Origin of the sequence: Enorma massiliensis phI (assembly GCF_000311845.1) — a bacterium.
GTDB lineage: Bacteria > Actinomycetota > Coriobacteriia > Coriobacteriales > Coriobacteriaceae > Enorma > Enorma massiliensis.
Genome location: NZ_HE978574.1, coordinates 119,346 through 132,027, shown reverse-complemented (window position 1 = coordinate 132,027; position 12,682 = coordinate 119,346). Strand labels below are relative to the sequence as shown.

General features: G+C 63.7%; 9 protein-coding genes. 2 read left to right on the top strand and 7 right to left on the bottom strand.

Features of this window, described 5'->3' with window-relative positions:
- Nucleotides 1–776: nitroreductase family protein (locus tag HGEM_RS00565; protein WP_019127449.1), on the bottom strand; the 776-nt coding region annotated here is incomplete at its 3' end.
- A gap of 377 nt (nucleotides 777–1,153) precedes the next feature.
- Between HGEM_RS00565 and HGEM_RS00560 the strand changes: the two genes are divergently transcribed.
- Entirely contained in the window at nucleotides 1,154–3,382 is a 2,229-nt protein-coding gene (locus HGEM_RS00560) for an LTA synthase family protein (RefSeq protein ID WP_019127448.1), read from the top strand.
- Between the two features lie 231 nt (nucleotides 3,383–3,613).
- Here the strand turns inward: HGEM_RS00560 and HGEM_RS00555 are convergent, their stop codons facing one another.
- On the bottom strand, nucleotides 3,614–4,432 hold the full coding sequence (locus HGEM_RS00555; RefSeq protein ID WP_019127447.1) for a tyrosine-protein phosphatase: 819 nt from the start codon (nucleotides 4,430–4,432) through the stop codon (nucleotides 3,614–3,616).
- A gap of 331 nt (nucleotides 4,433–4,763) precedes the next feature.
- Between HGEM_RS00555 and HGEM_RS00545 the strand changes: the two genes are divergently transcribed.
- Nucleotides 4,764–6,380 (top strand): Mur ligase family protein, encoded by a 1,617-nt coding sequence (locus HGEM_RS00545; RefSeq protein ID WP_019127445.1) that lies wholly within the window; start codon nucleotides 4,764–4,766, stop codon nucleotides 6,378–6,380.
- 124 nt (nucleotides 6,381–6,504) lie between these two features.
- Here the strand turns inward: HGEM_RS00545 and HGEM_RS00540 are convergent, their stop codons facing one another.
- The 5 genes from HGEM_RS00540 to HGEM_RS00520 are packed head-to-tail and all read right to left on the bottom strand — an operon-like array spanning nucleotide 6,505 to nucleotide 12,482.
- Nucleotides 6,505–7,206 (bottom strand): 4Fe-4S binding protein, encoded by a 702-nt coding sequence (locus tag HGEM_RS00540; protein ID WP_019127444.1) that lies wholly within the window; start codon nucleotides 7,204–7,206, stop codon nucleotides 6,505–6,507.
- A gap of 4 nt (nucleotides 7,207–7,210) precedes the next feature.
- Nucleotides 7,211–8,299 (bottom strand): hydrogenase large subunit, encoded by a 1,089-nt coding sequence (locus HGEM_RS00535; protein ID WP_019127443.1) that lies wholly within the window; start codon nucleotides 8,297–8,299, stop codon nucleotides 7,211–7,213.
- Between the two features lies 1 nt (nucleotide 8,300).
- Nucleotides 8,301–9,023, bottom strand: a complete 723-nt coding sequence (locus HGEM_RS00530) for an NADH-quinone oxidoreductase subunit C (protein ID WP_019127442.1) — start codon at nucleotides 9,021–9,023, stop codon at nucleotides 8,301–8,303.
- 9 nt (nucleotides 9,024–9,032) lie between these two features.
- Complete coding sequence (locus tag HGEM_RS00525; RefSeq protein WP_019127441.1) at nucleotides 9,033–9,608, bottom strand: NADH-quinone oxidoreductase subunit B family protein; 576 nt, start codon at nucleotides 9,606–9,608, stop codon at nucleotides 9,033–9,035.
- Between the two features lie 9 nt (nucleotides 9,609–9,617).
- Nucleotides 9,618–12,482, bottom strand: coding sequence for a proton-conducting transporter transmembrane domain-containing protein (locus tag HGEM_RS00520; RefSeq protein WP_019127440.1), 2,865 nt, complete (start codon nucleotides 12,480–12,482; stop codon nucleotides 9,618–9,620).
- Nucleotides 12,483–12,682 lie beyond the last annotated feature (200 nt).

The following is a 12,682-nucleotide window of genomic DNA, read 5'->3' as shown; positions in this document are numbered from 1 at the left end:
ATGTCGCGGACGCGCTCCCCCGCCTCCCGCGCATGGGGGCGAAACATCGCATCCATCTCGGCGACCTGCTTATCCATGGTCGCGGCATCGGCTCGGCGGTAGCGCTCGGCCATGACGATGTTCTCAACGGGGTGCGGTGTCGCGGGGCGCTCCTTTGCCGGAACGCCCAATACGAGCATCGACAGGGGAAGGGTATAGGGAGGCAGGTCCAGCAAGCGGCCCACCGCCTCGGCGTTTTCCACCACATCTCCTATGTAGCAGCTCCCCAGCCCCACCGCCTCGGCAGCGATGACCGCTGTTTGGGCTGCGACGACCGCATCCTGCGCAGCGATGGCGAACTCCCCCATGCCGGGAGCACGCCGCGGGCTCTTTCCCGTTTGCTCTACAAACGATGGCTCAAAACACCCCGCACGCTCAAACAGGTCGATCCATTTTGCATAGTCGACCACAAAGACGAGCGCCCAAGGCGCCGTTGCTATGAACGGCTGGTCGTCGCAGAGCACCGCCAGCTGATCCAGCGTTTCCTGGTTGCGGATATCGATGATCGAATACATCATCATCGCGCCCGCAGACGGCGCGCGCGTAGCCGCATGCAAGACCGCGGAGCGCTGCTCGTCTGTCAACGGGTCCCGTGCGAACTTTCTCGTGGAGGAGCGCGCCTCGATGACCTCAAGCACATCGCGCTTCCACGCGCGCGCCTCCGCTGGCCGCGCGCCTCCTTCGCTCGGCTCTCCCCCGCGCTTGAAAGCGCCCTGGTTTTCTGCTCGCTTCTCCATAACGCTCCATCCCCTCGCTTGTCGCGTGATGCCGTCGGCGTGGCCGCACCCGCGCACTGCCGTGGCGGCATGGCCGCAACCGCTCGTCCGCACCCGCGCACTGCTGTGGAGCCGTGGCTGCAACCGTGCACCGCCGTGGCGCCGCAGCCGCACCCGGTCGAGCGCCTCCGTCCAACGCGAGGCGGCCAGCACGGCACATGCATCGCGCTGCTGCGGCGACGCACCGCTTAAGAAACAGCTTAATTATTGCAAAGCCCCTGTTTGTCGATAGAATCTCGACAATCGCGGGGTACTATGGACACTTGTTGCCGCAAAGATTCGATGAAGGGCGCGTTAGCTTTTTATAAAGTCTCGCCCGCCACCAAAAGGAGCCATTCATGCTCGTCGCCATCATAACGTGCATCGCCGCCATCGCGAGCATCGTGCTTGGAGTACGCGAGTTCAAGCAAGCAAAAGCCGCTTCGAGTGAGCGCATGCCCCTCCAGCGCAGCAGCATCGCTTGGGCGATCGCGTTTTTCGCCATCCAGGTCTTCATCGCCATTTGGGGCGCCCTGGGGCTCGTGCAAAACGAGCCGATCGCCCCGATCATCATGAACATCGTGCTCACCGGGTGCGTGTACCTCTCGGTGGCTCGGCCGCGCCTGGGTAGGCAGGTCGTCGCGTTCCTCTCCCCCGAGGGGCGCTGGGCGCACCCGCAAATCGCCACGGTGCTCGCCATGGTCGTTGCGGGCATCTTCTCCACCCTCGCGCTCGAGATTCCCAGCAACCATGACATCTTCTGGATGTACCCCCTCTGCCTGCTGCTCGAGGTCGCGCTCGTCACGGCTGTCGTCGCAGGCGTGTTCTACCTGTTCCAGCGGCGCGGCGCCGCACCCGCCATCGCCTCCTTCGTGTTTTTCGCGATCGGCATCGCTGAGTACTTCGTCATCCTCTTCAAGTCGCAGCCCATCCAACCCGGCGACCTCACCGCCATCGCGACCGCCGCGGCCGTTGGCGCCGGCTACGTGTTCGAGCTCTCGTCGTACTGCCTATACGGCATCGTCTTCCTTGCGCTCGCCATGATCGTCTCGAGCTACGCCGCGGTGCTTCGCCCGGACCGCGAGCATCGGTCGCGCAAGAAGTTCCTGCTCAACCTGCTCATTGGCGTGCTGTGCCTCGGTGGCGTAATCGGGCACGTAACCCTTATCGACTATTACAATGTCCTGCGCATTCAGGTGTATACCTGGCGCCCACTCGAGAGCTACTACCGCCAGGGCTTCATCCCATCGTTCGTTTCGAGCGCGCAGACCATCCAGCCCCGCAAGCCCGACGGCTACACCGCCGAGCTTGCTCAAGACCTCATCGACGAGTACGCCGCAGAGTACGATGCCGGCGAGGGATCGAGCGCCGAGCGCACTGCCGCCTCGCAGCAGTTCAGCGAGGAGAAGCCCGCGGTAGTCGTAATCATGAACGAGACGTTCTCCGACCTCTCCGTATACCAGAACCTCCACGCAGGCTACGAGGGACCCACGTACTTCAAGAGCATCGATGACGCCGTGCAGCGCGGCGACCTGTACGTCTCGGCGTATGGCGGCGGCACCTGCAACACCGAGTTCGAGTTCCTCACGGGCAACTCCATGGCATACCTTGGGCAGGGCGTCTATCCGTACACGATCTACAACCTCACGCACGCCGAGAACCTGGCGCAGCAGTTCAGCGACCTTGGCTACAAGACCACGGCCATGCACCCCAACCACGCCACCAACTGGAACCGCGAGAACGTCTACAGCGACTTCGGGTTCGACCAGTTCCTTGCTATCGAGGATTTCCAGGACGCCGACACCCTGCGCGGCATGGTGACCGACGCCGCCACCTACGACAAGATCATCGAGATGCTGCAGACCGACGATAGCCCGCAGTTCATCTTCGACGTGACGATGCAGAACCACTCCGGCTACGACACCGGGCTTCTGCCAAGCAACATCCAGACGAACTACCTCATCGACGGCACCTATGATCCCGAGGTCAACGAGTATCTCGCGCTCATCGAGCAGTCCGATCAAGCGCTCGAGGAATTCATCGGCAAGCTGCAGAATCTCGACCGCCCGGTTGTCGTGGTGTTCTTCGGCGACCACCAGCCGTTCTTCCCCTCGGACTTCAACGATGCGTGGTACCAGAACGAAGATGAGGCGACGCACAGCGAGCGCCTGTATCACACGAGCTATGTAATCTGGGCGAACTACGACGTCGCGGGCCGCGAGCAGACGAGTAGCACCGAGGATATCTCGACCAACTTCCTCGGAGCCGAGGTCATGAACCTCATCGGCGCCCCGCTGAGCGACTACCAGAAGGCGCAGCTCTCGCTGCGCGAGAGCATGCCCGCGATCAATATCATCGGCTACCAGGATAGCAGCGGCTCATGGTATCTCACGGGCACCGACACGAGCGGCGACGGAGGCTCCCTTTCCGATGCGCTTGCTGCCGCCAGCAAGGCGCGCGAAGACCTTGCGAAGATGCAGTACTTGAAGCTCTTCGACCACGGGGACAGCGTCTTTACCAAGACGCTCCAGGGCGCGGCGAACGAAACCAACCCTAACCTCGCGCCGGGCACGACGAAAATCAAATAACTTTCAAGTTTTGGGCACTCCAGCCCTGCGCCGTCAGATATAAACGGACGGCATAGGGCAAAAGCGCAGGTAGAAGGCTTTCCGATTATTTGCCTACTCAGCACCCGCCTGCTGAAGTGCCCAAAACTTGCAATCATAAAACGTAGCGTGCGGCAGGCCCACCGGCGCCGCCGATTGCCATTCCTCCGCTATCGCCCGGCCGTCCGCCCGCTATTGTCCGCCACCTGTCCGCTACCGCGCTGCAGCTAGAGCCTCGTCGCTACCCCGCAGGCGGGCGACCAGGCGATCGAGAAGCGCCGGCTCGCACCCAGCGTAGTCCTGCAGGTAGGCGCGTGCCGTACCGTAGCACTCGTGAAGATGGCTGAGCGTGCGCTCCATCTCTGCCGGCTGCGCCACGAAGAGGCTACGCGGCACGCGGCGCCTCAACACCACCGCAACGAATACACGCTGCGCATGCATGGAAAACGACATGTACTCCCCCGTCGCAGCGTAGTCCGCGACGATCTGGGCATCGTCTACCCCAGCGATGCCAAGCAGCAGCATCGCAATCACGCCCGTCCGGTCCTTGCCCGCACGGCAATGGAACAGCGCGCAGCCCGGACCATCCAGCGCCTCCATCACAAGACGGAAGCTCTCCGCATCGTTATCGAGCAGTTGGAGATACACGTCCGGCATGCGTCGCGGAACCTGGCCGCGCAGCCCGCTCGAATTGAGCTGATCGAGCATGGGGATGTGGATATACTCGACGTTTTGCCGCGCGCCGCGCCTGCCTGGGGCGTACGGATCTGGCCAATGGCGCACCTCGAATGAGCTGCGAACGTCGATAACCCGGCGCAAGCCGTACCGGTCGAGCCGCGCGAAGTCCTGGGTGCGCAGGCCGCCGAGTGCGTCTCCCCGCAGGAATGCCCCGTGCGCCGTGGTCCCGGCTTGCCCGCCCTCAGCCACGAAGGGGTGCCCTCCCAGGTCGCGCACGTTGCGCGCACCTCGAAGCACAAGGCCCTGAAAGCGGGACGTGCTTTCAGATGGGTTGTTCAGCGCCGTTGCTGCCATGTCATCCTTTCGCCCACGCATGCGCGCCAAGCGCGCCCCGTGCCGAGCGTCCGGCGCACGCCTGCACCGAAACGCGGGCGCGCGCCCGCCCGGCGCACGCCTGCACGCCGTTGAACGCCCGCACGCCGCTGCGCGCTGAGCGCGCGGTCGCACCTACGCGCATGAACGCCAAACGAGCGCCCACCCACACCCGAGCGCAGTCCCGCGCGCCGTTGCACGCCGATGGCACGCCCGCGCGCATGCGAGAAAGCCTTAAGTATAATGAGATGGTTTGATTTCCCTGTTTTGCTTGCGTAATGCTGCGGTAAGCTCGTTGCCAGAGGAGGCACCCATGGCCGCATCACATACCGATTCGCACCCGGCTCGCACAGAGCTCGCATCCATCTCCCTCGACGACCTTATCGTAGCAATCAGGGCAGGCGGCGTCGATGCGCAGCTTGTGGAAGGTCGCACCGCGGCGGGCGGCGTCGATGCGCGACTCGCTGCGAGTGGCACCACTGAACAGGCGGCCGTGCGCGGCATGACGGTCGACTCTCGGGAAGTTCAACCCGGAAACCTCTTCGTGTGTAAGGGCGCAGCGTTTCGCCCCGCTTTTCTCGCTAGCGCGATCGAACGCGGCGCCTGCGCCTACCTGTGCCCCAACGACGCCGCGCTCCTTGACCAGCTCGAACTGGTGGCCCCCGGAGCGCCGCATATCGTCGCGTCCGACGTTCGCCGGGCGATGGCCCTCGTTGCACCCGTCGTCTACCAGCATCCCGAGCAAGCGCTCGACATCGTAGGCATCACGGGAACCAAGGGCAAATCGACCGTCGCATATATGCTTCGCTCTATCCTGCTTGCTGCCGGCGAAACCCCATCGGTACTTGGTTCCATCGAAACCGACGACGGCATCGAGCACTACGAGAGCCACAACACCACGCCCGAGGCCCCCGAACTTTGGCGGCATCTGTGGAACTCCGTGAAATCCGGCCGCCGCCACATGGTCATGGAGGTCTCGAGCCAAGGGCTGAAGTACGACCGCGTACTCGGCGTGCCGCTTTCCCTTGGCGTCTTTCTCAACATCGGGCGCGACCATATCTCGGGCGTCGAGCACCCCACCTTTGAGGACTATTTCGCCAGCAAGCTGCGCATTTTCGACCAGTGCGAGACCGCCGTGGTAAACATCGACGCCGAGCACGCCGCTCGCGTGCTTTCGGCTGCCAAAAAGGCGCGGCGCCTCGTTACAACCAGCGCACAAGGTACCGACGACGCCACCTTTGCCGCCTTGAACGCACAGTCTACTGGCCTAGAACTCACCTTCGAGGTTGTCGACCGCCTCGATCCCGCGCACCCTCAAACGCACGCCATCGCGCTCGGCATGGCGGGCCTCTTTAACGTAGACAACGCACTCGCTGCCATCGCGTGCGCGCGCCTGCTCGGGGTGGGCTACGACGCCATCTCGCGCGGTCTTGCTCACGTACGCGTGCCCGGCCGCATGGAAATCGTGGCGACGCCCGACCAGCATGTTATCGCCATCGTCGACTATGCCCATAACGAGCTTTCGTTCGAGACGCTGTTCTCGTCGGTCAAGCGCGAATATCCAGGCAGGCGCATCATCGCGCTCTTTGGCGCGCCGGGCGGCAAGGCCCAGGAACGGCGCGAGGCGCTGCCGCGCGTTGCGGGCAAATATGCGGACCTCATCATCTATACGGAAGAGGATCCAGCACACGAGCGCGTCGCGGATATCTGTGCAGAGCTCTCCGACCACACCCCGGCCGGTGTTGAACATGAGGTCATCTGCGACCGCGAGGAAGCCGTCGCGCACGCCCTCGATGTGGCGCGCGCTGGCACCAGCGATGCCGTCGTGCTGCTCCTCGCCAAGGGCGACGAAACGCGCCAACATCGCGGCGACGAGTACCCTGAGGTCGAAAGCGACCTTTCCATCGCCAAGCGCCTGCTCGCCCCCTAACAAGCAGTGAAACGTAGACACCGGGTGTCTGCGTTTCACGAAAGCGCCCCGGCATGCTGAGCCGCTGAGGCTCGCACACCGGGGCGCCTGCACAGGAAAAACCCGCGCCTATATCTGCGTGAAGTTACTCCGCTGCCTTTTTGGCCTCGCGGGCGGCAAGGGCGGCACGCACCTTAGCAGCCTTCTCGGGGTCCATGGCCGCGAGCTTGGCCTCCATCTTAGCGACATGGTCGTCGGCGGGCGCAGCATCTGCCGCAGGGGCGCCCTCAGCCGCCTTGGCGGCATCTCCGCTCCCAGCCGCCTTGGCGCCCTCGCCCTCGGCAGCCTTCGCGGCCTTCTTGGCCGCCGCAGCCTTGCGGGCGGCCTCGACGCGCGCCTGCTGCTCGGGCGTCAGCTCGCGCTTGGGCTTCGCGGCCCCAGCGCCGGCAGCCTTACCAGCGGCGCCCTTCGCACCGGCTTTCGCAGCCGGCTTGGCGGGCATATCCTTGTGCATCGTCACCGTTGTGAGCTCCGTCGTGGGCTCCGTTGGCAAGATGCCCATCGAGAGGCAATCCTTGGGGCATTCGCGCACGCAGCTCGCGCACTGCACGCAGCGATACGGATCGATGGTCCAGTCACCGCCCTTGCGGTCCACGACAATCGCGTCGACCGGGCACGCGCGCTGGCACATGCCGCACAGGATGCAGGTGTCGATATCGTTCACCACATGGCCGCGCATATGCGGGAAGAGCGTCTCAAGATCGCGTTTCTCGTACGGATAGCGCACCGTCGCCGGCTTATGGAACAGCGAGCGCAGCGTCATCTTGCCCAGCTTGAAGGTTCCCATTGCGCTACCTCTCTGTGCAGCTGATGCACGGGTCGATGGTCAGGATAATCATAGGCACGTCGGCCAGGTCCACGCCCTGCAGCGCGCGCACAAGACCGCCCAGGTTCTGGGAAGTTGGAGTGCGCATGCGGAAGCGGTCGAGGTTCTTGGTGCCGTTGCCGCGCACGTAGTAGAACGCCTCGCCGCGCGGCTGCTCGATCATGACGAGCGACTGGCCCTCGGGGACCACCTTCGCCTTCGGCTTGCCGCCAATGCCGTCGTGCGGGATCTTCTTCACGAGCTCCTCGATGATGTCGATGGACTGGAAGACCTCCTCGCAGCGAACCTTGCAGCGAGCATAGCAGTCGCACTCGGTCGAGATGATGGGCTCGAAGTGCTCCAGGTCGCCGTATGCGCCGTACCCGGTGGTACGCATGTCGTGCTCGATGCCCGAGCCCTTGGCAAACGGACCGACCATCGAGAGCTCGAGCGCGTCCTCGAAGCTGATGTAGCCCACGCCGCACAGGCGCTCGCGCACGGTCACATCGTTGAACATAGTGTCCACGATCTCGCGATACTCGCGCTTGAGGCCCTCAAGCTGCTCGCAGACCCACTTGAGGTCTTCGTCGCTGATGTCGTGCGCCATGCCGCCCACGATCGTGATGGAAAGGATGATGCGCGCGCCGCACGTACGCTGGAAGATGTCGAGTACGGTCTCGCGCAGGCGCCAGCAGTGGTTGAAGAGCGCTTCGAATCCGAACGCGTCGGCCAGAAGGCCCAGCCACAGCAGGTGCGAGTGGCAGCGGGAGAGCTCCTCCAGAATCACGCGGAGGTACTCAGCGCGGCGCGGAATCTCGATGCCCATGAGCTTCTCGGTTGCCGACGCATAGCCGTAACCATGGCCGAAGCTGCAGATGCCGCAAACGCGCTCGGCAACGTACACGAACTGGTTGAAGTCGCGCTTCTGCACGAGCTTCTCCAAGCCGCGGTGCACGAAGCCAATCTGCGGGATGGCCTCCACCACGCGCTCGTCCTCAACGACAAGGTCTAGGTGCACCGGCTCCGGCAGCACCGGATGCTGCGGACCGAAGGGGATGACAGAACGGGTTGCCACGCTACTTCGCCTCCTTTGCAGCGCGGGCCGCAAGGGCGGCACGCACCTTGGCTGCCTTCTCGGGATCCATGGCCGCAAGCTTTGCCTCCATCTTGGCGGCGCGGTCGTCGGCCGAAGGGGCGCTGGCGGCGGGGGCATCGGCACCCGCATCGCCCGCATCCGCGGCAGCGGCGCTCGCGGGAGCAGCAGCTGCGGCCGGGTCGGCAACGTCGCCAACGCTGGCAGCGCTCTTGCCGGCCTCCACAGCAGCAATCTTGGCCGCGGCGGCGGCATCGGCCTCGGCCGCAGACTTCTCCTCTGCTGCCTTGCGCGCCTTGGCTGCCTTAGCGGCAGCGACCTTGGCCGCCTTCTCGCGCTCGGCCTTCTGCTCGGGCGTGATGACGGTCATGGGCGAATCAACCGCCACATTGAAGAAGTGCCCGCCAAAGTCGAGCTTCATGTTCACGAACTTCACGCCGAACAGGTCGTGCGTCTCGTTCTCGTAGCTGAACGCCGTGAAGTACATGTTCTGGATAGAGGGCACCTCGCTCGTCTCGTCGATATCGTAGATGTCGAGCGTGATGGCCTTATCGTTCACCTCGTCATAGAAGGTGTAGAAGAGGTCCATACCCTGTGCGGTGGTCTCGGCTGCCATCTGCACGAAGCGAAGCCCCTCGTATTTGAAGGTCTGCACGCGCGTGAGCAGCTCGCCCAGCGGGATGGTTACATACTCGGTGGTGTACATCCGCGCCTCCTACTCGTTCGTCTGCTTGGTCGCAGCCGCGGGCTGCTCGGTCTTAGCTTCTCCGGCCTTCGCCGTAGCCTCAGCAGCAGCATGGCGCTCGTCAACCGGGGCGTTCGGCGTTTCGGGCATCGGCTTGCCGATCGTCGCCGGGTCCTCGCCCGCCGCCAAGCGCTTCGCCTTCTCGTCCAAAATCTCAACGGCCTTGAGCACGGCGTCGATGATGGTCTCGGGGCGCACCGCGCAACCGGGCGCGTACACGTCCACCGGAATGGCCTTGTCCACGCCGCCGATGATGTTGTAGCAATCGCGGAACACGCCGCCCGTGCACGCGCAGATACCGCACGCCACGACAACCTTCGGCTCCATCATCTGCTCGTAGATGTGCTTCACCACGTTGATGTTCTGGTGGTTCACCGAGCCCGTCACGAGGAAGATGTCCGCATGCTTGGGGTTGCCCGTGTTGATGATGCCAAAGCGCTCGAGGTCATAGAGCGGCATGAGCGAGTCGAGCACCTCGATGTCGCAGCCGTTGCAGCTCGATCCGTCGTAATGGATGAGCCACGGCGATTTGGATGCGTAACCCATATGCTCTCCTTAGATGAACGGGGTGATAAGCATGTAGAACAGGTTGACGACGCCCGCAACGAGCGCCACGAGCCACGCGTACTTGAGGCCGAACTGCCACTTGGTGCGCGCGCTGTTGTTGTCGATGAACACCTCGAAGAACCAGGTGAGGGCCACGACCGCCAACGCAACCACAAAAGAGATGGGGTTATCCCAGATGAAGAACATGCCCACCCACATGAGGAAGAGCACCGTCTCGCACCAGTGCATGATCTCGACCTTGGCGAGGGTGCGGCCCTCCATCTCGGTCGTGATGCCCTTGACGAGCTCCTGGTGCGCATGGTGGCTATAGGAGTAGTCGAACGGGCTCTTGCGCAGCTTGATGGTGAGGATGAAGAGCAAGCCCAGGAAGATCGGGATGAGCGAGATGATCATCGGCTGCTCGAGCGTAAGGAGCGACGCGGTATCGAACGACTGCGTCGCACCGAAGAAGCCGACGGTCATGATGAGGAGCATGGGCTCGTAGCTCATCACCTGCAGGCACTCGCGGTCCGCGCCGGTATCGGCGAAGGGGCTCCGCGCGGAGTACGACGCGATGATCACGAAGAGCGTGGCCAGGGTAACCAGGAACACGCACATGAGCAGGTTGGAACCAGAGATGAACATGCCGCCCGCGAGCAGGCAGAAGATGATGGCGCAGGTGATGTACGCCTCGTCCACCGCGTTGACGCTCGCCTGCTCCTTGGCGAGGAGCTTGCGCACGTCGTAGTAAGGCTGCAGCAGCTTGGGGCCCACGCGCCCCTGCATGTGCGCGCTCACCTTGCGGTCGAGCCCGTCGAGCAGGCAGCCGATAACAGGCGCGCAGACGGCGAAGACCACAACGCCGAGCAGCAGGCCGGGAAGCCCGGGGCCCACGAGGCGCGGCAGGCGTTCAACATAGAACGTACCGCCGGTGAGCACGTCGGTGTTGAAGATGAAGCAGGCGGCAAAGGCCATGAGGATGATGCCCAGGCACACGATCACGCCCACGTTGGTGAGGGCATGCTCGGGGAAGATGTCCTGCATGTACCAGTTGCGCTTGGTGGACGTCATGGTGCGGCCCATGGATCCGTGGAAGCGGCGGCTGTCCGGATCGGTGCAGGTGCCGCCCAGATAGACCTCAACACGGCGCTTCTTGCTCGCGCGGCCCCACGGGGTGAGGAAGACGATGGCGATGAACGCTACGATGACCGCCATGATGAGCATGTTGTCCACGCCGAGGAACTGCGGGTTGCTACCGAACGTAGCCTCGAGGTACGGGGAGACCACGCCGAGGGAGATGGCCGGCAGGCCAAGGCAGCACGCGAGCATGAGCACGGCGATGGAGCCGATGGCGAACCACTCCGAGCGATGCACGCCCGCCTCGACGTTCTCGGCCTTCTGGGCCACGCCCGCAAGCTTGCCGAGCCACTTGGCCCAGAAGAAGAAGGTAGCGGCAGAACCGAAGGCGAGCAGGATGAGGAAGACCACGTTGCCGGTCTCGGCGAACGAGACGAGCGTGGCCCACTTGGAGATGAGCATGCCGAACGGCGCCACGAACATACCCAGGATGCCGAGCATCATGAAGCGGGTGAGGCGCGGCAGGCGGCTGAAGAGGCCGTCCATGTCCTCGATGTTACGGCTGCCGATGCGGTGCTCAACCGTGCCCACGCACAGGAACAGGATCGACTTGGACACCGTATGGAAGATGATGAGGAAGACCGCGGCCCAAGCGGCCTCGGCGATGCCCACGCCAGCGCAGGCGGCGATGAGGCCGAGGTTCGCAATCGTGGAGTACGCGAGCACGCGCTTGGCGTTGCTCTGGCTGATGGCCATGAAGCTGCAGAGCACGAAGGTCACGCCGCCCACGGTAACGACCATGATGGAGGCCGCAGGGAAGACCATGTAAACGGGCGCGAGCTTAACCAGCAGAAAGACGCCGGCCTTGACCATCGTGGAGGAGTGGAGCAGGGCGCTCGTGGGCGTCGGGGCCACCATGGCGCCGAGAAGCCAGCTGTGGAACGGCATCTGCGCGGCCTTCGTGAGGCCCGCAACCGAAAGCAGCAGGATCGGGAAGATGAGCACGGCGGCCTGGGTGGTGCTCGCTGTCTCGATGAACGCGGCGAGCGAGAGCTCGATACCGCCGAAGTGGAGCATGATGAGGGCCGCGAGGAAGGCCAGGCCGCCGATCATGTTGAGGTTGATCTGGCGGAAGGAGTTCTTGATGGCCTCGTCCGTGCGGGTGTACCCGATCATGAGGAACGAGCAGACCGTCGTGATCTCCCAGCCGGTGAAGAGCCACTCGAGGTTGTCGGAGAGCACGATGACGAACATCGCGGAGAGGAAGATGAACATGAGCGCGCTGAAGAAGTGGCGGCGGTCGGGCGCGCCGGCGGGCTCATGATGCTGGAAGTCGTGCATGTAGCCGAGCGCGTAGACGCAGATGGCGCTGCCCACAAGGCCCACGATGAGTACCATAATCACCGAGAGCTGATCGCTGTAGAGCGGCTCGGGGAGCATGTGGCCGGCGCCCTCGGAGAGCGTCATGTTTGCAAACGCGATCACGCCGACGGTCTGAACGAGACCGAGAACGAGGGCGAGCCGGTTCTTGTAGCGCACGGCATGCCACAAGATGACCGCGCAGAGCACGATGTCGATCGCCGTGAATACCCAGGTAGCGATGTAGCTCGTCTCCTGGGGCAACGCGAAGGATACGTGGCCGACGAACAGGTACTGCACCGCGAACGCCACAGCGGTAACACCCGTTATCGCTGCCGCCGCAATCGTAATGACGTTGCGCTGGGATTCGCTCCGGAACAGCATGAGCAGTACCGCCGCGATGAGCGGTACGGCGACAAGCGCCGCGATGAGACTCATGTGTCTCCTCCTCAATCCATGGATCCGATAAGACGGGTTTTATTCGTGTGCCTCCTCAACACACCAAACGTTTACATATTGTAGCTAACTTGACCCCCCGTGCGGTAGGAATTCGGCGGTGAACGGCAATGCGTTGCGCAACGGCGCGCCCAATCCGGGCCGGGGCTGCCGCCTCCTCGCCACGCAGACCCAGCCTCCCC